We start from the raw sequence: 21,400 nt of genomic DNA on the forward strand, positions 1-21,400 counted from the left end.
GCTTTCTCAACAATCTGAGAAACCTTGATATTTCAAGGTTTCATTTTACATGTTGGGAATAAAGCGGTAGTAAATTTGTGGAGGGTTTAGTGCATTCAATAATTAGTGCGATCATAAAAAGCTTATGTTTGCCGGCGAATGTCCAAAGGGAAAATTCAAATCTGTAAGAAAATGGTATAAAATAAAGGCCATGATGCCTATAGTTCAATCAGTCAATAGAAATGATGGAATCAGTAATATACATTGGAGGCACTTATGATACTAAACGAAGAACTCATCACAGCATTTATTAAAGACTTCTGTTTCAATCAGCTTGGATACATGAAAGGATTTTCAATTTCCGTAGAGCCAAATGTACATTATGAGCCACAAACAGTTATGGAGATTCCATTAATAAAATCTGAATATGAAGAAAGAAGGTGAAGCAGCTATGCATGATAAGGGATTATATGTTCTCTATCTTGTGGGTATACAGGTGCTTCTTTTTATCTTATATCCACTACTGGAATTTAGGATTAAAAATGACGGCCTTACATTTGCTGTATTGCTGATTGCATCTCATTTCATTGCAAAGACATTATCGAGTCCCGCAGGTGTTTGGAGTGATCATTCAAAAAAGAGTGCGGTAAAGAAAAAAGACTTTGAACAATAAACAGTGATTTGCTTGAATGAGTGGAGTATTCCTTTAACGCTATGAAAAACAATACCCTAGCTGTAAGCTTTTTTGAACTAGGAGAGAAGATAATTTCCGCGCCGACCCATTGGAGTAGGAGCAACGCTAATACAACTTTAGTTATTAGCAGTAATGTGACCGCCTCCTTCACCATCACAAAAGGCGTACAAGTAATGATCCCCAAAGTCGTTGGAACCCCAGAAGTCCGACTGAATGAAAGATCGATGAAGCTGCATGAGCTTGAAAAAACCCTCCTTCTACTGACATGAAAGAGGCACGATTCGATCTATCTTTCTTTGACCTCCAAATAGCAATAACAACTACGAAAACGGCAGAAATGCCGTTTTTTTGTTGCTGAAAAGAAGATCAGCCTGTAACGCCCAAGATAAAATAGCCCTTTCCACTTTGCAAAGGAAAAGTTGCCACCCCGTTTACATTCCGTTTAAATTCGCACGTTATTGTATCCGTATTAAATAAAACATGGGGTAAGGAGATGCGGCAATGAGTAATGCGTACAACACGGAATGGGCGGTCGAGGCCCGAGGGCTGGTAAAAACGTTTGGAGATAATCGCGCGGTAGACGGAGTGGATTTGAATGTGCGGGCGGGTTCGATCTACGGTGTGCTCGGGCCGAACGGAGCAGGCAAAACGACGACGATTCGCATGTTAGCGACCTTGCTTCGGCCGGATGCCGGGCAGGCGCGCATTTTTGGGCACGATGTCGTGAAAGAATCGCATATTGTGCGCCAGCTGATTGGGGTGACGGGGCAGTACGCCTCGGTAGATGAGTCGCTCAGCGCTACGGAAAACCTGATTATTTTTTCACGCTTGCTCGGGCTGGGACGATCGGAAGCACGGAAAAAGGCAGAGGAGCTGCTGGAGGAATTTGGATTGACGGAAGCGGCGAAGCGTCCGCTCAAGCATTTTTCCGGGGGGATGCGCAGGCGGTTGGATTTGGCAGCCAGTCTGATTGCCCAGCCCCCTCTCATTTTCCTCGATGAGCCAACGACAGGTCTTGACCCGCGTACGCGTTCGCAAATGTGGGATACGATTCGTCGCCTGGTGGTCACCGGATCGACTGTGCTGCTCACCACGCAATACCTCGATGAAGCAGACCAGCTGGCCGACCGGATCGCCGTGATTGATCGGGGGCATGTCGTGGCAGAAGGTACGGTGGATGAACTGAAAGCATCTGTCGGGACATCGGCCCTGCATCTGCGCGTGCATGATGCAAAAGACATTGCGGGTGCAAAGGAAATCGTGGAGCAGGTCCTCCAGGTTCGTTCCAGTGTAACCGCAGAAGCAGCCAAGATTACGGCACCCATGGCGGATGCGGATCAAGTAACGGATTTGCTGATTGCTCTTCGCACGAGAGGAATTCAACTCGCTGAAATCAGCGTCCAAAAGCCGACCTTGGACGAAGTATTCCTCACGATTACGGGACATGGGGCTGCTGCGAATGAAACGAAAGCTCAAGGCCAACAGGAAAGAATGGAGGAAGTCAGAGCATGAAAAGCACATCTTTAGGGCGAGAGACGAGTCGTCCATTAAAAAATCATACCAGCTTTGGTCAAACGCTTCGCAACTCATTGACGATGGCCTACCGCGGTCTGCTGAAGATCCGCCGCACACCTGAGCAATTATTTGACGTTACGCTTCAACCGATTTTGTTTACGTTGATGTTCACCTATATTTTTGGTGGTGCCATCTCAGGTAATGTGGAAAATTATTTGCCGATTATCATTCCGGGAATCCTCGTGCAAACGGTTATCGGGACTTCTGTTGTCACGGGCGTACAGCTGCGAGAAGACATGGATAAAGGCGTATTTGACCGATTCAAATCACTGCCGATCGCTCGTATCGCGCCTTTAGCCGGTGCCGTGCTCGCAGATACTGTGCGCTACACCATTGCTACTGTGCTGACCTTTGTCATGGGGTACATCATGGGGTACCAGCCAGTTGGTGGTCTGGGGTCTGTTGCCATCGCTGCGATCCTCGTCATTGCTTGCTCATGGGCTGTCAGCTGGATTTTTGCCTTTTTCGGTGTCATTGCCCGAACGGCGGCGAGCGTACAAGGGATCTCCATGATCGTTCTGTTTCCGCTCACGTTTCTTTCCAACGCTTTCGTACCCGTGGAAACCATGCCGACCTGGCTCCAGTGGTTTGTCAATATCAACCCGATTTCCCATCTCGTCAGCGCCGTCCGGGAGCTGGCCAATAACGGAGCGATCGGCTTCGAGTTTATCATATCCATCGTGAGCGCCGCTGTTATCGTGGCGATCTTCGCGCCGCTGACGGTACGTGCTTATATGCGCCGAACGTAAAAAGGGAAAAAGGATAGAATGCTTCTGGTAATCGTGTAAAACGCTTGGATAGAGATCCGCATGGCGAAAACGCAGGAGGCCCTCTCTATTGAGAAGCTCGGAGATATGAATCCGGATTATTTGTTTGTACAAGTTTCCACGAGTGAAAATCAGGATTCGACCCATGCCTTAGATGAATGGGAAAAGAATCCTGTTGTCCAAAGCATCAATGCCTTTAAAGAGAATCACGTCTTTGTCAACGTGGTTGATCCACTAATGGAAGGCGGTCCCGCGTATAGCCGAATCAAGTTTTTGGAAAGTGTGCAAAAGCATCTGGACCAATAAGGAATAACAGGCTGCTCGATAAAAAAACCGCTCAGGTGAATGAAGGATCACTTGAGCGGTTTTTTGGTTCAGTTGGAAGGGTTACCCTGCTATTTTTTTCAATCGCCCAACGAGAGGCAGGACGATAATTCCAGCAACAACGACTTGAAGCAGATTGCCAGGGATTGAGCCAAATGGTTGAATCCAGTTGGCGTACAGGATAACCTCGGCAAAATAATAACCCACGATTTTGATGACCAGCGCTACGATAATAGCCAGAGAATAGACCCAGATTCTGTTGCCCGGTGTCTTTTCCGCCAGGAGGCCAGCTACATAGCCCATCGCACCTACGATGACAAAGGTAAACGGTGCCCACGTAGTCCATCCCGAGATCAGGTCAAAGAGACCCATCCCGAAAGCGCCTGCGATGGCTCCGGTCCTTTTGCCAAAAACAAAGGCGGCAATAAACAGAGGCACGTTGCCGAGGTGAATGAGGCCACCGTTCCCCATGATCGGGAGCCGCAGGTTGATGAACATGGTAAATACGAGAGTTAAAGCGATGAAAAGGGCGTTGATAACCAAGGTCTTGGTTTGTGATGTGTTTCTCGAAGATAAGGAACCCATATGATTGCCTCTTTCTTTTTTTCTCTTATCATACTCATAATCAACCAATTAATAAATATGGTATGTGCTACTTATGTACGAGGGTGCATAACTATATTTGTTTGGGAATCTTCTCCATAGGGTTCCCAAGGCGAAGCGTGTATAGTAATATCATTCCAAAAACAGCCAACAAATAAAATAAAAGGAAGTATAGAAGCTGGAATCACCTTCAACTGTGCAGAGCAATGCGATGATGTACGGGAAAGCCGTTCTTTTTCGCGATAGGGAGATTTTCGAGAAAGTATTGAAAACGGCAGAGCCACGTAGTTAGGCAAAAGAAAGGAGAGCCTCCAAGGTGGATTATCAAAGGCTAAGCAAGGAAATGTCGTATGCTCTACGACATGCGCCGCATGAGTACGAGCTGGAGGTGGATGAGTACGGATGGGTGGAGATCGAGCAATTGATTTCCTCCTTGCAAGAACAGCCGGTCTGGCGCCACGTTTCCGAGCAGGATTTTCATATCATGGTTGTGTCTCCCCCCACCAGTTGACACCACATCAGGAATTCACTATACTGTCTGTAATCTTATATGCGATATACGTTGAAAGAGCCTAGTAGCAGCTTGGTCCCTGTTTCAGAAAGCCGGGGGGTGATGGAATCCGGTACACACGAAGCCTGCGAATTACAACTCTGGAGTATCTCGGGTAATGCTGAGCGGAATGGCGAACGATAACTCGCCGAGAGCGGCAGGAATGGGCGCGATGTGCGCAAAATCCATTCGTGCAATCTGGGTGGTACCACGGTTAATCAATCGTCCCTATGTCTTCATGACTAGGGGCGATTTTTTTATACAGGAAGAATTGATAAGATTCTTAGCCAGTATAAGTGCAACTAAGGCTCCGCCTCAATGCTTGACGGAGCCAAGTTTTCTACTTTCTCGCAATCTAATTCGGTTTTAAGTATCTATGAAAATGAAGGAGTGCTTAGCAGTGAACATTATCGACGAGCTCGCATGGCGCGAAGCCATCAACCAACAGACGGATGAAGAAGGTCTTCGCGAATTGACCAGCCAAAAATCGATCTCCGTGTACTGTGGCGTAGACCCGACTGGAGACAGTATGCATATTGGGCACCTGATTCCTTTCATGGTGCTGAAACGCTTCCAGCTTGCTGGTCACCGTCCCGTCATTTTGATTGGGGGCGCTACAGGTACGATCGGAGACCCAAGCGGACGTCAATCCGAGCGTTCCTTGCAAACCTTGGAGCAAATCCAGGCAAACGTGGATGCGCTGACTGCCCAAATGAAAAAGCTGTTCGTGACAGAAGGCGACAACCAGATCCGCATGGTCAACAACTACGACTGGACGCATAAAATCAACGTGATCGAGTTCTTGCGTGATTACGGGAAAAACTTCAGCATCAACTCCATGCTGGCAAAAGACGTGGTAGCGAGTCGACTGGAGAGTGGTATTTCCTTTACTGAATTCTCCTACCAAATCCTGCAGTCCCTCGACTATCTGCACCTGTACAAACATGAGGATGTACAGCTGCAAGTGGGAGGCTCGGACCAATGGGGCAACATCACTAGCGGTTTGGAGCTGATCCGTAAAAAAGAAGGACACGAATCCAAAGCATTCGGACTGACCATTCCGCTGATGCTGAAATCCGACGGTACGAAATTCGGGAAAACAGCTGGTGGCGCGATCTGGTTGGATCCGAACAAGACTACGCCATTCGAATTCTACCAGTTCTGGGCGAATACCGATGACCGCGATGTCGTGAAATACTTGAAGTACTTTACGTTCCTCTCCAAAGAGCAAATCGAGGAGCTGGCGGAAAAAGTGCAGACTGAGCCGCACAAGCGCGAGGCGCAAAAAACGCTGGCAGAAGAAATGACCCGATTTGTGCACGGCGAAGAAATGCTGGAGCAGGCAAAACGCATTACCGCAGCGCTGTTTACGGGCGACATCAAATCGCTGACGGCTGACGAGATTGAGCAAGGCTTTAAAGAAATGCCGACTTTTGAAGCGACGAAGGAAGCGAAAAACATCGTCGACTGGCTCGTCGATCTCGGCATCGAGCCCTCCAAGCGCCAGGCGCGTGAGGACATCAACAATGGCGCGATTTCCATGAACGGAGAGAAGCTTAGCGACCTGGCTCTCGAAGTAACACCGGATCTGGCAATTGGCGGACGTTTTATCATCATCCGCAAAGGCAAGAAAAACTACAGCTTGGTGAAAATGCTTTAGACCAGTGAAGAGACAACAAGAACCCCCTTGGGAGACCAAGGGGGATTTTGCTGTCGATCGGATAGGGAGTCTGAGGGTGCCTACTCGACCAACGACCGTATCTTCGGAAACACCTTCAAAGCTGTTTTATAAAACACATCCTCGTGATACTCGGCAGGGATCAGCTCCAGCACGAATTGGATGTAAGGCATGATGGGCGCAAGCGGCCAGTCCGTTCCAAACAAAAACTTTTCATAGTGGTCGCAGTAAGTGATAGCGTGACGGAGGTGGGAGAAGAACAGCGGGGAATCCTTCAGCCGCTGGCAATTGGCTGCGTCCCCGACCATGAGGCCAGATAGATCCGCAAACATGTTCCGGTTTTTGTAAACGACCTCCGCCCCATCCAGCACCCAGGGATCTCCGAAGTGAGCCATCATGAAGTTGACCTCCCGATGCTTTACCGCTACTTCGTCCAATGTGAGTGGATGGGAGTATTTCAAAAGTCCGCGCTCCGAGTAGGTGTCGCCCGTGTGAAAAACGACAGGAACTTGGTGCTTCGCTGCCAGCGCATAGACCGGATCGTAGACGCTGTCGTAGGCGTAGAAGGGATAGTAGCCCAAATAGATCTTCAACCCGACTGCGTTTGGCTTCTTCAAGTCCTCATCCAGTCGTGCCACTGCCGCTTGATCCAGCGTGAACGGATTGATCCCCAGGCAATAAACGAGCTGAGGGGGAAGCTCCTCCGTGAGGTCCAGTCCCATTGGCGTGACCGTTTTTGCATCGGGAAATCCATCCGGCTGCGTCTCCGTTAGCCCCATGCCGATCCCGAGCACGACGCCATTTTCCGCGTACTCCTGCAGGATGCCTGTGACGGAGTAATCGACGAACGATTTCTCAGCCGCTGTACGTTTGAACTCTTCAATCTGGGATAAATGCATATGGGCATCAATGATTTTCATCCGATATCCTCCCTTGGCTCGTAAATCGAATCGCTCGCAAAGCATCCAAAGACGTGGAAGGAAGCTCTTTGTCTGCGAACAGGAAAAAGACGGGCGGGGTAAAGGCCGAGGTGTTGTTTGGCAAATCTAGCTCGCGTACAACCGAGGCGACAGCCACTTCTTTGTTGGCGTATGCACTCAAATCGGACTGGTCCAAGTCCGTGATGATCTGCATGATATCTTTGCGGGCGGCGCTGCCCACGGTATAATCAGAGGCCTCGTTTACAGCCAGCTCGCCCTGTGCCAGCTGATAGGTGAGCTGCATGCCATCTGCTCCGGTCGTCTTCAGCCAAACGGGCGCGTCTTCGTCACCTGGTTGCAGGAATACGTCAGTCGTCCAGCCCTTCGACGCAAAATAGGTACCGGTTTTCTGTTCGATTTCTACGGTATGGCAGAGGAGCGGTACTCCGGGAAGCAGCAAGAAGTACTGGTGGCACGTCATGTTGCGTAGCTTCTCTTGTTTGTTCGCCGTGTAGCTCAGCTTCATTCCCTGCCACCTGTTTTGCTGATTATCGGTCAGTTCGACGAAGGCGGCGGTGTGTTCCTCCTTTACGAGAGAAAAGGCACTCAATCCTTCAATCTCTGTGCGGATTCCTCCTGTCCACGGGTTCCACCAGGATTTGGGCTGACGCTCGGGGAAGGAGCTGGCCAACCATTCCTGCCCATTGATGACGAGAGAGTAGAGCGCCGGATAAAAAGCGGGTGCTGCTTTCAGCTGCAACAGACCGTTGTCGACGAGGAACGTCTCTCGTCCTTGATCCACGACCTTCTCCCGGATCACTTCACCTCGTCCGACAGGAAATATGACGCTTCGCAGTGGAGACTCGTGCGTAGCAAACCGGGCATCTACCTGTATGAGCGCATAGCCCTGATCAGGAGTGGCGAGCGAAAAGCTGCTCTCTGTTACTTCCTCATCCTCCGTGAAATGCTGGATTTGACCAGCACCGGCTTCATGCGCGAAGGATGCTGTCAATTCGCCATCCAAATACTGCTGCTTGTATTCGTTTACTTGGACGCGTATTTCTTCGTCATGGATAAACGGATTGTAATCGTTGGCAACCAGCTCCAAATGAGGCGTCAAGGAGACGTCTTGGGGCAGAGCTTCTTTTCTGGCAAATGCACGGAATTCCTTCCAATCGGGAAAGCTGCCATGTGTGAAATGAAGTGGCCCGTACGTTGTTTTTCCGAGCGGTGCTACAGGTCCAACATCCTTTTCAACGGAAATATACCAGCCTTGTAAGTCGGCGCGACACTCTTTAGGCCAAGTCATCCCCCATGGTGCGGACTCGTCCCGTGAAAACAGCCAATTCTCGCTGATCAGCTCTCCATCCCAATAGTCCAGGTCACTGCCATAGGAGGAGGGGATTTCGACATAGCGGCCTTGATAGGGAAAGATGGGTCTCTCTAAATCATGAGAGATCCCTTGATTCACCCAAAGCTCTGGAGACATTTGATCGGCTGACCGATTCTCTACTTCAAACCCGTGCTCGACAGTGCCATCTCCGAAGAGGAGAGTCTTTCCGATCAGGCGAATGTGCGGGTGTGCTCCTGGCTGATAGACAGCACGGATCCCGATACCGCCCCTCTCTTGGATGCAGGTGATCTGCTCCGCTCGTTTTTTCGAGAACTCGCTGGAATACGGTTTGCCGACTTTCGGATGTAGGAGAGTTGTCGGCTCCCCTCCCGTACCGCTGAAGATCGTAATCTCGTTGTCGTCCTTGCTGAAATACAGAGAATGATAGCCATGATGGACCTGCCAGGTTTGCTCTGTTTCGCCAGACAACAAAGCTCCCGGACCGGCAAAGGCAACGCCGATCTTTTTGGAAAACGAGACAGAGGTGCCGTCTGATAGCTGTGCGTTGATCTGTACGTCTCCCCCGTAAAACCCGTAATCATGCAGGTCTGCGACGAGAGGAACGGAGGTGCGTTCTTTGCCTTGAAGTCGTAGTGTACGCGGCTGATCCGAGATGGAGAGAAAGGAGCGGGAAGGCAGTTCAAAAGCAAACACAGCCTCTTCGGCAAAATTGTTCTCTACGTCCAAATAAAACTGCACAGACCTACCCGGATAGGCGAGACCAGGCAGCTGCAAGGTGAGAGATGCGGGAAACTTGGGGACAATCCCAACATGGAATACAGCTGATTTTCCGTTGATCACCAGATTTGTGCTGACCCGGGGGTGTGTGCGCCAGACGCTTTGCTCTTCTGTGATCGGATGGACGAAAAAGCCTGCCGATAAAGCCGCCTCTCCTGTAACGATAAGCTCCTGCTGGTAATCAAAGCGGATCGACTCGTTGGATTCCCCCTGCAAGGAAAGCTGGAGCGGCTTGCCAGATTTATTCACGATGCGGTAATGAATTTGATACTCTCTGCCAAAAACGAGCTCCAGCTTCTCTACCTCAGCTGACACGAGATAATCCTCGGTTTCAATGAGACGCATGCCACGGCCCAGCCGTTCAAACTCTACCCGCAAGCTCGTGTCTCCTTTTGCCCAGGAGTAGGTGAAGTAGTCGAAGCCATTTTCCTTTCTTCCATCCGGCTCGACCACGATCTCTCGGGTGGAATCCTGATACCAGTCGAGATGCTCAAAATAGGGAGCGAGCGCCTCGGTATGCATCACAGTAGGGATCATGTTCATCAGATGAGTCGAGTCATCCCGGTCTTCCCAGAAGAAACCGAACTTTTTATAAAGCGGCACGGCTTTGGTGTTCCCCGCCCACGTATAGAGGTCCAGTCGAGGCCATCTGAGCTCAATGGTTTTCTCCAACGCGCGGGCAAGCAGCATGCGGCCGACCTTTTTTCCATGATAGTCCGGGCGTACATTGAGGAGGGGTATGTATAGTGCACCAGTATCTTCCCGATATTCTCCCAGGCTGCAATAGCCTACGACCCTTTCCCCTTCCATTGCCAGGTAGACAAAAAGGGCATCGGAGCTCGCTTCTTCCTGTTGAATCTGCTCAGCGGTAGAGATCGAATTGCCGCCACCCCAGCTGTCCCGGCTTGCGTTCCACATGTCGGCCACGGCTGCTGCCAGCTCCGGTCGGTAGGGGACGATCGAAATCAATTCCATGGTGCTTACACCTCTCTCATCATGTAAATTTCTGTATATTTTACTAGAGTGTACGGTAGAAAGATAGGCACAGTTTCGCTTGAAAGAAATAACAATGCGAATAGCAATCATTGTATAAGGAACCATAAAAGGCAGTGGTTTTTCTGTGATGTGCGGCAAAGTGCAGCGATTGGTTGACAGCAACGAATGGTGAACAGTAAGATAATTCCGTACCGATCAGTACAAAAAGGAGACGAAAGAGCATTCATGGCACGAAGCAAGGAGTTCGACGAGCGAGCCGCATTAGATGCTGCCATGCAGGTGTTTTGGGAAAAGGGCTATGAGGCAACCTCGCTCAGCGACCTTACTGCACGAATGGGCATCCAACGGACGAGTTTGTATGCGACGTTTGGCGATAAGCAGTCTCTCTTTCTAGCATGCCTGGCAAAGTATTCGGAAGCCACCATGGCCTATTATCAAGCAAAGCTTCAGAAGGAGACGACGATTCGAGAAGCCATACGGTCTTGCTTTGCAGACATCATTGCTGCCGCCTATGATGCCAAGCCCAATCGTGGCTGCTTCTCGATCAATACGATGGTTGAGCTCGCACCGCATGATCCCGAATTCGCTCGTATTACCAGACACAATCAAACGCAGCTGCAAGTACTATTTCAACAGGCAATCGAGCGAGGAATGGAGACGGGGGAGCTTGCCGAGAAACTGGATGCGGCGGCAGTATCGCGATCGCTCGTTGTGTACATGGCTGGACTTTTGGTGACGCTGAAGTCAAAGCCGGAAAGAGAATTCGTGGAGGACTCTTTGTCCACCTTACTACAATTGCTGAAATAGGTTTGTCGCCGCTCGTGTATCGCTGCTCTCCTTGGTGATCTTCCATGTGACTCTATTTGCTTAGCATTCCGCTTCATTCACAAGACCATATCTGGAGGGAAAAGCCCATGACTACTGCCTTGGACATATTGTTTCAACCGATTGAGCTTGGAGGTCTGAAGCTTGCGAACCGCATTGTAATGGCTCCGATGACCCGAGCCTTTTCTCCTAATGGTGTGCCTGGTGAGAATGTGGCCGCTTACTACCGCAGACGCGCGGAGAATGGTGTTGGCTTGATCGTAACGGAAGGCACGCTCATCAACCATCCAGCGGCGACGGACAATCCGAATGTGCCGAATTTCCATGGGGAAGCAGCTTTGCAAGGCTGGGCAAAGGTCGTAGAGGAGGTCCATGCTGCCGGCGGGAAAATCATTCCGCAAATTTGGCATGTCGGTATGACGCGCAAGCCGAACTCCCTCCCTCATCCGGAAGCTCATTCTATTGGTCCATCCGGTTTGACGCTCGAGGGGAAAAAAGTCGAGGAACCCATGACAGAAGAGGAAATCACGCAAGTCATTGCGGCATTTGCCCAAGCGGCGGCTGATGCCAAGAAGCTGGGCTTTGACGGCGTCGAGCTTCATGGGGCACACGGCTACTTGATCGACCAGTTTCTCTGGGAGCGGACGAACCAACGCACGGACCGTTATGGTGGAGACCTGGTAGAGCGGACCCGGTTTGCAGCGGAAATCGTGGCTGCATGCCGCGCCGCGGTAGGACCCGATTTTCCGATTGTCCTGCGGCTGTCGCAGTGGAAATCCGCGCAATACGATGCGAAGCTGGCGAAAACGCCAGAGGAGCTGGAGCAGCTGCTGAAGCCGCTCGTAGAGGCAGGCGTCGACATTTTCCATTGCTCAACCCGCCGTTTCTGGGAGCCGGAATTCGAAGGCTCCGACCTGAATTTCGCGGGCTGGACGAAAAAGCTGACAGGAAAACCCGTCATTACGGTGGGCTCAGTAGGTCTAAATGAAGAGTTCATGCAGCTCTTTAGAGAAGGAAAAGGCGCAGATGTCGCTGACATCGATGGCTTGCTCGAACGTTTGGAAAGAGGCGAGTTTGATCTGGTTGCTGTCGGGCGCGCGCTTTTGGCTGATCCTGCTTGGGCGGCTAAGATCCGGGACAATCGACTGGATGAGCTGATCCCATTCCAGGCTGAAGCTCTGAAAACACTGGTTTAAGCGTAAAGCTTTTACCTGAACAATGAGAAACACGCCCACACAGGCGTGTTTTTTCATGCAGAAGAAGCTTTTCCATATTTGGCTTACCCAGGTTAACGGATCATGGCAGTGGAAGCATTTGGCCTTTCACGAACTCCTTGATGGGAAATTTAAATTTCGATATGATAGTTAGGTATTTTATAGAAGCGGAGAGAGAACTGCTCTCATCACGTATAATTCATCGAAATACTTACTTACGCAATAGAAAAATACAGAGACAAAAGGGAGATACCATTGAGAATCAACAAAAAATATGAAGCAATTCTGTTCACCTTTTTTATGGCACTGGGGATGTCCTGCATTATTTCCTTTTTTATGATGCTGATCAATTTCGGCTTTAACGCGGAGTTGTTGGGCAAATGGCTGAAAGCTTGGCCGGCGGCGTTCATGTTCGCCTTTCCGTGTGCGTACATGTTTCCGAAGCTTATTCGCAAGTATATTATGAGAAAAATCACATTTATCGAAAGCAAATGATACGAAAAAACGCAGCCCGTGGAGGTTGCGTTTTTTTCGGTCCACTCGTCTAGAGAAAGGGACGAATGCTCTCTTTAAGGACTGTGGTTGGATGCCCCAGCAATTGCTCCAGGTCGCGGGAGACGCTGGACGTGTTGATCTGCCGCAAAAATCCGTACAGCCAGCTTTGCATCTCGGGATTCTCCTGCAGCACAAGCGGCTTTCTGCTCAACTCGGACAAAGCAGCTGTCAGGTCATGAAATGTCCACGGATGGGAGGCAGTGAGCTCGTAGGTTTTGTTGAGATGCTTCTTTGGCTCTGCAAGAACAGCAGCAATCCCTTTGGCCAGATCAGCGCGAGAGACCGCATTGAAGCGCCAATCGCCAGGAGGGACGGTGAGGCAGCCATTTGCCACGGCGGAATGGAGCGGAAGAGAACCGACAAAGTCGATGTACAAGGCGTTCCGCAAAAATGTGAAAGGAATCCCGGTGTCGAGGATGGCTTGCTCGGTAGCCAGATGAAGATCCGCCAGGGAGCTTGCGCCAGGAGCGGGAAACGCAAAGCCCGTATACAGAATGTGTGAGACGGACGCTTGCTTTGCCGCCGCGATCACTTGGGAATGCTGCTGCAAGCGTGCAGCATTATCCAGTATCGGACTGGAGATCAGGAGGAGCTGTGACACGCCTTGAAAAGCATGGGCAAGGGAGGCGGGTTGGTCGTAATCGCAGAAACGAATGTCTGCTCCTCGCGCTTGATACGCATGCATGGCTTGTGGATTTCGTACGCAGGCAATGATATCCCGGGCTGGAATGTGGTCGAGGAGGTGGGAGAGGATGAGAGTTCCAAGCTTTCCGTTTGCACCTGTAATGGCAATCGACATCGATCTGTTCGCCTCTTTTCAATGACATATAGTTAAGGGCTTAACGAAATGGACAAAACGTATAGAGCTCTACCCCCGCCGGAGTTTGTTTAATAAGAAAAGCAATTGGCGCTGCTCCGTTTCATCGAGAGCACGCATGCTGTCTTCGATGCGCTGACGATTGCCAGGCAAATGCTTCAGCAAAACCTTTTGCCCCGCAGCAGTTATGATAATGACCGTTTTTCTTCCGTCGACTGCATGAGGCTCTCTACGAATCCATTGTTCACTCTCCAGCGGTCCGAGCAGCAGGCTGATATTGGCTTTGCTCACACCGATGCGCTCGGCCAGCATCGAGGGGAGGATTGAGCCGCCTTCCTTCATGATCTCGACGAGGATGCGAATTCTTGCCCCGGTCATCCCCTGCGACTGCCAATATTTTTCGGAATGGTCGACGAGCTTGGCTGTTGTCTCGACCAGCGCGAAGAAAACGGTGGAGGGCATCGGCAAATCCTGTACGTATTTTTGCAAATCCTCTTTCATTGAAAACACACCACCGAAAAAATAGTTAAGGTCTTAACTATATGAAGCTTACAGGAACTGGATGAAAACTGTCAAGATGCATGCAGTTTTGCGGTACGTTTTTGTTGTTAATGATAATCATTATCATATATAATAATCACAATCAATTCGTACAGTGAAGCACGTAGTAGGAGGGATGGGAGTTGTCCTTTCAGGATCAATTGATGCTGTGGAATCACGCGGCTCTCAAGGTAGTGGACGTTCGCCGCAGTATCCTCGCACCGGGAGAGGTTCTTCCCCCGTCGAAGCTTGCGGCAAGCACATTTCTATGTACAGTCAGGGGCAGGGCGCAGCTGTGGCTGGATCAAACACCGTATGCGACCGATCTTTATCCCGTTTGTCATGCAGGGAAGGGGGCGTCATTTACAGTCGTGGAGGTAAGCGAACCGCTCGAATACTATATGATCCTCTACAAGGCAAGCCTGATTATGCCATGCAGGGAAGAGCTGCTTCGGATGCAGAGAGCGAGTGATCCCTTTCAAAGTACGCTTGGATTTGCCCCGCATGCTCCGTTTTCTCTTCTGGCTACGGTAGAAAAGCTGTACCAGCAGTGGCTAAAAAACAGTGCCCTCGACAAGCTTCATGCCAAGGCGCTGTTCCATCAGTTTATCTATGAAACGCTTCAGCAGCTTTCTGTACATAAAGAAACGGCAACCTCGCAAAGATTGCTTGAACACGCAGTCCAATTCATGGAAGAAAATTATGCCCAAAAGATTTCCTTGGATCTACTGGCAAACCAGCTAGGCTGCAATCCGCGGCAGCTGCAACGCTTGTTCAAAGCAGAGCTGCAAATCGGTCCCATGGAGTACTTGCTTCGGCTGCGATTGGAGAGGGCAAAAGATTTGCTTACGCGGATGCAAGCGCCTTTGATTCAAATCGCGGAGGCGGTGGGCTATTCAGACAGCTATTACTTCAGCCGGATGTTCAAAAAGTACAGCGGGCTTTCCCCCTCACAGTTCAGAGAACAAGCTGGTTGTCGTGATAATCCATCCGACTTGTCGCCATCGTACATTGTGTCCCAAAAAACGCCCATGTATAGTGTTACTGACGAGAATGCGATTCATTATCAATATCAAAATACAGGCTCGTCGCCTAGCAACAGTGAAGCTCATAGATTGGCCCAATCCAAGGGGGGAGTGACAGAAGCTACACACCGAACAATCAGTCATCGTAAAGGTGAACTAGACCTCGCTCATACACCTGAAAAGATAGTCGTATTGGATTATCAGTATATTGATCAATTGTTTTCGTTGGGACATTTGCCGATCGGAAGTGTCTTCGGTACGAGTGATACGTCGGTCTTATTGCCGGAGAACCTATCGGGAAAGCTCGAAGGAATCAAGCGCTTAGGGACAAAGGATGAGCCAGATCTGGTCGCCATCGCCGAGACATCACCTGAGTTGATCATTTGCACGCAGATCCATGAGCATTTATACGAAGAGCTTGTCGCCATAGCGCCAACCGTTGTGCTGGATAGAAATGAAGATTGGCGAGTCTCGCTCCCCGTCCTGGGAAAAATGCTTGGAAAAGAGAAAGAAGCGCAGAAAGTCATCGATGATTACAATCAGAAAATCGTCTCTTTGAAAGATGCGCTAGCTGCCAAGATGAATGGAAAGACCGTCTCTTTGATTCGCCCCAGGGACAATATGATCAGACTGCATACAACCGCGCATCGAACAGCCAAAATCTTGTATCGCGATCTCGGAATGGCAGCGCCGTCTATGGCAATAGACAGCAAGAGGACGAGTTCGTTTATCGGACTAGATGCGATGACAGAGCTGAATGCCGATCACCTCTTCGTTCTGAAGGACGATTCAAACGAGGAGCTGACTCGTGAATACCAGAAGTCTGCAATCTGGAAAGGCCTTCGCGTGGTGAAAGCCAATCAGGTGAGCACGGTCAATACCACGATGTGGATCGGTTACTATGGTCCGATTGCCATTAACCGGGTAGTGGATCAGATCGCAGAAGCGTTGCTGTAAAAGAAGCCGAATCCATGTCCCCGAAAAGGGAGAGCTTGTCATGAAAAACGATCCGCTTGAAGCAGATGAATGGGAGTATTTGAATAAGCATTTTCGCATGAACGAGGCATCCGCTCTACAGCTCACGCCAACCCATCCGGCTGCTCATTTGCTGGATGAGGAGAAGTGCGCAGGCTATTTGGATCAAATGACAGCGTTCATGGCGTCGCCTTCTAGAAAGGTGACCGCCTCTTTGCTTGCGAAGCGATATGCGTTTCTGACCGTCGCCCCGACGCTGTACGCGATGACCATGTACAACAAAGGGCTGGATGCATCCATCGGGAATTACTGTCTCGTCTTATCCGAGCAGTCGAGCGATCCGTGGCTGTCTCATATGGGCATGCGGACTTTGGCGGTTAGCTCCCCGAAAGACGGGAGTCGAAACGAATGGCGTGATCGCGTCCTGGCGGGATTGTTTGCCGAAAACATAGCCCCAGTCTGGCGAAATCTTTCCAAGCTGGCGAGAATCCCTCGGACGATTCTATGGGAAAACGCAGCGGTGCGACTGTTTTCGCTATACGAAAAGCGGATGGAAAAAGAGGCAACGGGTGAGCTCATCGAGCGCATACGGGATGACTTCTCGTATCTGGTAAAGCTAGCGCCACCCGCACTCTTTGGTGAAGACAGCCATCCATTTGCTCCGTTTTACGGGGAAGAGCCAGCTGTCCATGCTTCCAATCAACCAGCGCGCATCCGAAAAACATGCTGCTACTATTATCAGGTCGCGAAAGAAGAAGATTATTGCGATGCTTGCCCGAGAGCGAACAGGCGATGACATAGGGAAAGGATTGTGTCATCCACGTGGAAAAATGGAAGCGGAATCTGTACATATTGTGCTCCGGACAATTTTTGACCATGTCGTCCCTAAGCTGTGTCACGCCTTTTCTACCGCTTTATTTACAGCAGATGGGGCTTACGGATCCAAAGGAAGTACTGTCCTGGACCGGGCTGATTTACGCCGCCAATCTCGTCACTGCCTTTTTGTTTTCACCGATATGGGGAAAGCTCGCTGACCGCTATGGACGCAAATCCATGCTCGTTCGCTCCGGTATTGGGATGGCGGTTACCATCACGCTGATGGGGTTTGTGACAAGTCCGCTACAGCTCCTGATCCTGCGGCTGATCAACGGTATGATGACAGGCTTTAGTCCGGCGGCCATCGCCTTTACGGCTACGAACACTCCACCGGAGCGGAGCGGTTATGCCCTCGGTATTTTGCATGCGAGTGCGGTAGGTGGAACCATCTGCGGACCGCTGCTGGGGAGCCTGCTTGCTGTACAATTCGGTTTTCGCGCTGTTTTTAGCTCAACCGGCCTCTGTATCTTGCTTGCTGCTATTATAGTAATTTTTTGGATAACGGAGAGCTTTGAGAAGAAGGAACGGAATGGGGAAAAAACAGATTTTGTACAAGATTTCCGGCAAATTGTAGCCAGAAAGCCGATCGGTGCTTTGTTTGTCTCCGCCGCTCTTGTTCGGGCAGCGATGGTAGGAACGCTGCCGCTCATTCCGCTGTACGTACAGCAGCTGGTGCCTCACCAGGACAACGTGGTCATTTTGGCGGGAGTGGCTACAGCTGTAATGGGCATTGCCAACATGCTTTCGGCCCCCCAGCTGGGGAAGTGGGGAGACAGGTTTGGCTCGGAACGCGTGTTTAATCTGGCAGTTCTCGGCACGATCACGTTCTCGATCCCGCAGGCGTTTGTCCAACAGCTGTGGCCGTTCATTGCCCTACGCTTTTGTACAGGAGCCTGTCTCGGCGGCATGATGCCTTCCTTGCACGTTTTGATCCGCCAGTATGCCCCGAAAGGGATGGAGAGCAGGACATACAGCTACCACAACTGCGCGGTGTTTTTGGGAGGGATCGCAGGGACGTTTCTGATGGGGGCGATTGCGACGCATTTCGGATTGTCTCTCATTTTTATCGGGCAGACGCTCTTGCTGATTGTCAACCAGCTGTGGATGCGCTTGCTGGTAGTGCCCAAGCTTCTTGCCAGCGCGGAGAAATAAAAATAAAAATCATGATAGTCATTAGGGGAGGAACTACAAGTGATTCGTTCACAAAAATGGTCTTGGTTATTGATCGCCATGCTGCTGTCGGTAGCTGTGCTTGCAGGATGCGGAGGAAAACAGCAGGAAGCAGCCCCTGCACAGCCGGCACCAGAACCGACAAAAGAAGCAGACAAACAGGATGTCAGAGTCATTAAGCATGCGATGGGTACGACAGAAGTAAAAGGAACCCCGCAGAAAGTCGTTACCCTTTTCCAAGGCGCGACGGACACGGCTTTGCTCTTGGGCGTCAAGCCTGTGGGTGCGGTTGAATCGTGGATTGAGCAGCCTTGGTACAACTACATCAAAGACAAGATGGACGGCGTGACGAATCTGGGGAATGAAAATCAGCCGAATATAGAAGCAATCGTTTCCCTTCATCCAGACTTGATTATCGCTTCCAAGACTCGTCACGAGAAAATCTATGATCAGCTGTCTGCGATTGCGCCAACCGTCATGACGGAAGAGGTGCATATTTGGAAGGATACGCTGAGCCTCTCAGCAGAGGCGATGAACAAAAAGGCGGAAGAGGCCAAGTTCTTGGAGGAATGGTCGAAAAAAGTGGCTGATTTCAAAGAGAAAATGGGCGACAAGCTGAAGCTGCAAGTGGGGATCGTCGACTTCCGTCCAGATCATGCGCGTATCGTTTACACAGGTTTCTCTGCTCTGGTCCTAGATGAGCTGGGAATTTCCCGACCGATGAACCAAAAAGGGGAAGAGTGGGGAGTGAAGCTTACTTCCAAAGAGAACATTTCGCAAATGGATGCTGACATTCTGTTTGATCAGACCAGTACGACTCGCGATGATGGGCGGATGGATTTGAGAAAAGAATGGACGGAGCATCCGCTGTGGAAAAACCTGCGTGCTGTAAAAGAAAATCGCGTCTTTGCGGTAGATACAGCAGTATGGAATAACGGTTCGGGTCCATTGGCTGCGCTCGGCATGGTGGATGATCTGTACGAATTTTACCAATTGAAATAATGCGCGAGAAGAAGGCTGTTGACCAGCGATGGTTTCAACAGTTTTCTTCTGCTCTGAAAAATAAAAAGGCGAGGAAGGATTTTTGTGCGTTCATACATACACAAGACCTTTGTCAAAGCAATCGGGCTTGCGATCGGCATCCTGCTCCTTTTGCTGTTGTTTGTCGCCAGCATTGCCTGGGGTACCACGCCGATCAGCTTTCAAACGGTCATCGAGTCCTTTCTTCATTACGATGGTTCCTCGGACGCACATGTCATCATCCAGACGACTCGGCTCCCGCGTGCCATTTATGCAGCGCTCATCGGTGGGAATTTGGCGGTGGCAGGTGCACTGATGCAAGCTCTGACGCGCAATCCACTCGCGTCACCCAGCATCTTTGGCATCAATTCCGGGGCGGTGTTTTTTGTGGTTCTGGCCTTGGCCTTTTTGCCCGTCTCTTCGATGGATCAACTGATCTGGGTTGCCTTTTTCGGTGCAGGGGTGGCTGCCTTATCCGTCTATTTTCTTGGCTCGCTGGGCAGAGACGGCATGACGCCGATCAAAATCGTGCTGGCGGGCTCGGCCATGTCAGCACTGTTTGCTTCCTTCGCGCAAGGCATGCTGGTGCTTGATGAATCGGGCTTGCAAAACGTACTGTTCTGGCTGGCGGGCTCGGTAGCGGGAAAGGATTTGGACGGACTGCTTCCCGTGCTGCCGTATATGCTGGCGGCAGGTATTTTGGCGCTCGCACTCGGGCAGGCGGTTAACATTTTGTCTTCGGGCGAGGATGTCGCTAAAGGCTTGGGACAAAAAACGGTTCTCGTCAAAATGGCGATTGCCGCAGCGGTCATTCTCTTGGCAGGAAGCTCTGTTGCCGTGGCAGGGTCTATCGGATTCGTTGGACTTGTCATTCCGCATATTGCCCGGTTTTTTGTCGGAGTGGATTATCGTTGGGTCATTCCGTATAGCGCGGTGCTGGGCGGTATCTTGTTGTTGATCGCAGATATCGCGGCACGCTTTTTGATCATGCCTTCGGAAATGCCACTCGGAGTGATGACCGCACTGGTAGGAGCGCCGTTTTTTGTCTACACGGCCCGCAAAGAGTATCGTGCAAAGGGGGCAGCCCAATGAATCGGCTCTTTACGATGCGTAGCAAAACGGGGCGTTATTCCTTTCTGGTGGATAGGAAGACCGTAGTTATTCTGACTGTATTGTTTGTCTGCACAGTAGCTGGTTTGATCTTGAGCATCCAAGCGGGGAGCAAGACGATTTCTTTCGGGGATGTGGTTCTAACGCTGTTAGGACAAGGCACCCCGGATAACAAGCTGGTAATCGGAACCCTACGTATGCCTCGCGTGATCCTCGCCGTCCTCGTAGGAGCTGCACTAAGTGTGTCCGGAGCGCTTCTACAGGGTGTGGTGCGCAATCCGCTGGCTTCCCCGGATATTATCGGAATTACAGGAGGAGCGGCGTTCGCGGCTGTCGCCTTTATTACTTACACGGCCGGTGCCGTGAGTGTGAGGTGGCTCCCGTTAGCCGCATTTTGCGGAGCCGCACTGGTGTCTGCCCTCATTTATTTTCTGGCATGGAACAAAGGAGTCACCTCGACACGACTCGTCTTGATCGGGATCGGCGTAGCCGCGACGACCAGTGCGCTGACCATGCTTATGCTCGTCCTCAGTCCGATTACGGCAGCCAGCAAGGCGTATATCTGGATGACGGGAAGCATTTATGGTGCGTCCTGGGAAAATGTGTACTCGCTGCTTCCGTGGGTCCTCATTTTTATTCCCCTCGCCCTTCTGTATGCTCGCAGCGTCAACGTTCAGGAGCTGGGGGACGACATGGCGAGAGGACTGGGAGCATCTGTGCAGCTTCATCGTGTCATCCTGCTGTTTATCAGTGTGGCACTTGCAGGCTCGGCGGTTGCGGTAGCGGGAGCGATTGGATTTATCGGGCTCATCGCCCCGCATATTGCGCGCAAGCTCGTTGGATCTGCACATGGGGGACTAATTCCGGTAGCGGCATTGATCGGCAGTCTGATGCTGCTGCTGGCGGATACTGTTGCCCGCACGTTGTTTCAGCCGCAGGATATTCCTGCCGGGGTCTTTACCGCTAGCATAGGGGCACCCTTCTTTATTTACCTGCTCTACAAAAATCGCAATCAATAGAATCTAGGTTTCAGGCGGGATCGCAAAAGTGAAACGG

The 21,400-nt window shown here is 50.7% G+C and carries 20 protein-coding genes; 15 read left to right on the forward strand and 5 right to left on the reverse strand.

Annotated elements, in window-relative coordinates; translation table 11 throughout:
• Window positions 1–430: 430 nt before the first annotated feature.
• From EDM55_RS06935 to EDM55_RS06955, 4 genes are all read left to right on the forward strand, one after another.
• Complete coding sequence (locus tag EDM55_RS06935) at window positions 431–652, forward strand: hypothetical protein (protein WP_122959935.1); 222 nt, start codon at window positions 431–433, stop codon at window positions 650–652.
• 522 nt (window positions 653–1,174) lie between these two features.
• Window positions 1,175–2,185: an ATP-binding cassette domain-containing protein gene (locus EDM55_RS06945; RefSeq protein ID WP_122959937.1), complete on the forward strand. Its 1,011-nt coding sequence runs from the start codon at window positions 1,175–1,177 to the stop codon at window positions 2,183–2,185.
• The gene (locus EDM55_RS06950) at window positions 2,182–2,997 is read left to right on the forward strand and encodes an ABC transporter permease (protein ID WP_122959938.1); all 816 of its coding nucleotides are present in this window, start codon (window positions 2,182–2,184) and stop codon (window positions 2,995–2,997) included. The genes EDM55_RS06945 and EDM55_RS06950 overlap by 4 nt, the downstream gene beginning before the upstream one ends.
• Before the next feature lie 60 nt (window positions 2,998–3,057).
• Window positions 3,058–3,321, forward strand: coding sequence for a TroA family protein (locus EDM55_RS06955; RefSeq protein WP_122959939.1), 264 nt, complete (start codon window positions 3,058–3,060; stop codon window positions 3,319–3,321).
• 81 nt (window positions 3,322–3,402) lie between these two features.
• Here EDM55_RS06955 and EDM55_RS06960 read toward each other — a convergent pair whose 3' ends face one another.
• Window positions 3,403–3,924, reverse strand: coding sequence for an ECF transporter S component (locus EDM55_RS06960; RefSeq protein WP_092266069.1), 522 nt, complete (start codon window positions 3,922–3,924; stop codon window positions 3,403–3,405).
• Between the two features lie 334 nt (window positions 3,925–4,258).
• Here EDM55_RS06960 and EDM55_RS06965 point away from each other — a divergent pair, with 334 nt between their 5' ends.
• A complete protein-coding gene (locus tag EDM55_RS06965; protein ID WP_092266068.1) occupies window positions 4,259–4,453 on the forward strand; it encodes an RNA 2'-phosphotransferase in 195 nt (64 codons plus the stop codon).
• A 439-nt stretch (window positions 4,454–4,892) separates the two neighbouring features.
• On the forward strand, window positions 4,893–6,152 hold the full coding sequence (gene tyrS, locus EDM55_RS06970) for a tyrosine--tRNA ligase (protein ID WP_122959940.1): 1,260 nt from the start codon (window positions 4,893–4,895) through the stop codon (window positions 6,150–6,152).
• A gap of 80 nt (window positions 6,153–6,232) precedes the next feature.
• Here the strand turns inward: tyrS and EDM55_RS06975 are convergent, their stop codons facing one another.
• Window positions 6,233–7,090, reverse strand: coding sequence for an amidohydrolase family protein (locus EDM55_RS06975; protein WP_122959941.1), 858 nt, complete (start codon window positions 7,088–7,090; stop codon window positions 6,233–6,235).
• Window positions 7,077–10,196, reverse strand: coding sequence for a GNAT family N-acetyltransferase (locus EDM55_RS06980; RefSeq protein WP_122959942.1), 3,120 nt, complete (start codon window positions 10,194–10,196; stop codon window positions 7,077–7,079). The genes EDM55_RS06975 and EDM55_RS06980 overlap by 14 nt, the downstream gene beginning before the upstream one ends.
• A gap of 246 nt (window positions 10,197–10,442) precedes the next feature.
• Between EDM55_RS06980 and EDM55_RS06985 the strand changes: the two genes are divergently transcribed.
• From EDM55_RS06985 to EDM55_RS06995, 3 genes are all read left to right on the forward strand, one after another.
• Window positions 10,443–11,024: a TetR/AcrR family transcriptional regulator gene (locus tag EDM55_RS06985; protein WP_092266064.1), complete on the forward strand. Its 582-nt coding sequence runs from the start codon at window positions 10,443–10,445 to the stop codon at window positions 11,022–11,024.
• Between the two features lie 107 nt (window positions 11,025–11,131).
• Entirely contained in the window at window positions 11,132–12,238 is a 1,107-nt protein-coding gene (locus EDM55_RS06990) for an NADH:flavin oxidoreductase (protein ID WP_092266063.1), read from the forward strand.
• Window positions 12,239–12,511: 273 nt separating this feature from the next.
• Window positions 12,512–12,751, forward strand: coding sequence for a DUF2798 domain-containing protein (locus EDM55_RS06995; RefSeq protein WP_092266062.1), 240 nt, complete (start codon window positions 12,512–12,514; stop codon window positions 12,749–12,751).
• Between the two features lie 49 nt (window positions 12,752–12,800).
• On the opposite strand, the gene EDM55_RS07000 is transcribed toward EDM55_RS06995, so the two are convergent.
• Window positions 12,801–13,610 (reverse strand): NmrA family NAD(P)-binding protein, encoded by an 810-nt coding sequence (locus EDM55_RS07000; RefSeq protein ID WP_122959943.1) that lies wholly within the window; start codon window positions 13,608–13,610, stop codon window positions 12,801–12,803.
• 69 nt (window positions 13,611–13,679) lie between these two features.
• A complete protein-coding gene (locus EDM55_RS07005) occupies window positions 13,680–14,129 on the reverse strand; it encodes a MarR family winged helix-turn-helix transcriptional regulator (protein WP_092266060.1) in 450 nt (149 codons plus the stop codon).
• A gap of 182 nt (window positions 14,130–14,311) precedes the next feature.
• Between EDM55_RS07005 and EDM55_RS07010 the strand changes: the two genes are divergently transcribed.
• The 6 genes from EDM55_RS07010 (at window position 14,312) to EDM55_RS07035 (ending at window position 21,363) form a co-directional block, all read left to right on the forward strand.
• Window positions 14,312–16,150 (forward strand): AraC family transcriptional regulator, encoded by a 1,839-nt coding sequence (locus EDM55_RS07010; RefSeq protein ID WP_122959944.1) that lies wholly within the window; start codon window positions 14,312–14,314, stop codon window positions 16,148–16,150.
• 40 nt (window positions 16,151–16,190) lie between these two features.
• Window positions 16,191–16,964, forward strand: coding sequence for an IucA/IucC family C-terminal-domain containing protein (locus EDM55_RS07015; protein WP_122959945.1), 774 nt, complete (start codon window positions 16,191–16,193; stop codon window positions 16,962–16,964).
• A 26-nt stretch (window positions 16,965–16,990) separates the two neighbouring features.
• Complete coding sequence (locus tag EDM55_RS07020) at window positions 16,991–18,196, forward strand: MFS transporter (RefSeq protein ID WP_246070966.1); 1,206 nt, start codon at window positions 16,991–16,993, stop codon at window positions 18,194–18,196.
• A gap of 39 nt (window positions 18,197–18,235) precedes the next feature.
• Window positions 18,236–19,216, forward strand: coding sequence for an ABC transporter substrate-binding protein (locus tag EDM55_RS07025; protein WP_122959946.1), 981 nt, complete (start codon window positions 18,236–18,238; stop codon window positions 19,214–19,216).
• An 84-nt stretch (window positions 19,217–19,300) separates the two neighbouring features.
• The gene (locus tag EDM55_RS07030; RefSeq protein WP_122959947.1) at window positions 19,301–20,326 is read left to right on the forward strand and encodes a FecCD family ABC transporter permease; all 1,026 of its coding nucleotides are present in this window, start codon (window positions 19,301–19,303) and stop codon (window positions 20,324–20,326) included.
• Entirely contained in the window at window positions 20,323–21,363 is a 1,041-nt protein-coding gene (locus tag EDM55_RS07035) for a FecCD family ABC transporter permease (protein ID WP_092266055.1), read from the forward strand. Before EDM55_RS07030 ends, EDM55_RS07035 begins: the two co-directional genes overlap by 4 nt.
• Window positions 21,364–21,400 lie beyond the last annotated feature (37 nt).

The sequence above is a fragment of the Brevibacillus centrosporus genome (genome assembly GCF_003710815.1).
In the GTDB taxonomy this organism is placed as follows: Bacteria; Bacillota; Bacilli; order Brevibacillales; family Brevibacillaceae; genus Brevibacillus; species Brevibacillus centrosporus.

Bases quoted from the DNA above. Each gene is read 5' to 3' on its own strand.
- EDM55_RS06935 (WP_122959935.1), top strand. From the start codon at position 431: ATGCATGATAAGGGATTATATGTTCTCTATCTTGTGGGTATACAGGTG.
- EDM55_RS06945 (WP_122959937.1), top strand. From the start codon at position 1,175: ATGAGTAATGCGTACAACACGGAATGGGCGGTCGAGGCCCGAGGGCTG.
- EDM55_RS06950 (WP_122959938.1), top strand. From the start codon at position 2,182: ATGAAAAGCACATCTTTAGGGCGAGAGACGAGTCGTCCATTAAAAAAT.
- EDM55_RS06955 (WP_122959939.1), top strand. From the start codon at position 3,058: ATGGCGAAAACGCAGGAGGCCCTCTCTATTGAGAAGCTCGGAGATATG.
- EDM55_RS06960 (WP_092266069.1), bottom strand. From the start codon at position 3,924: ATGGGTTCCTTATCTTCGAGAAACACATCACAAACCAAGACCTTGGTT.
- EDM55_RS06975 (WP_122959941.1), bottom strand. From the start codon at position 7,090: ATGAAAATCATTGATGCCCATATGCATTTATCCCAGATTGAAGAGTTC.
- EDM55_RS06980 (WP_122959942.1), bottom strand. From the start codon at position 10,196: ATGGAATTGATTTCGATCGTCCCCTACCGACCGGAGCTGGCAGCAGCC.
- EDM55_RS06985 (WP_092266064.1), top strand. From the start codon at position 10,443: ATGGCACGAAGCAAGGAGTTCGACGAGCGAGCCGCATTAGATGCTGCC.
- EDM55_RS06990 (WP_092266063.1), top strand. From the start codon at position 11,132: ATGACTACTGCCTTGGACATATTGTTTCAACCGATTGAGCTTGGAGGT.
- EDM55_RS07000 (WP_122959943.1), bottom strand. From the start codon at position 13,610: ATGTCGATTGCCATTACAGGTGCAAACGGAAAGCTTGGAACTCTCATC.
- EDM55_RS07005 (WP_092266060.1), bottom strand. From the start codon at position 14,129: ATGAAAGAGGATTTGCAAAAATACGTACAGGATTTGCCGATGCCCTCC.
- EDM55_RS07015 (WP_122959945.1), top strand. From the start codon at position 16,191: ATGAAAAACGATCCGCTTGAAGCAGATGAATGGGAGTATTTGAATAAG.
- EDM55_RS07035 (WP_092266055.1), top strand. From the start codon at position 20,323: ATGAATCGGCTCTTTACGATGCGTAGCAAAACGGGGCGTTATTCCTTT.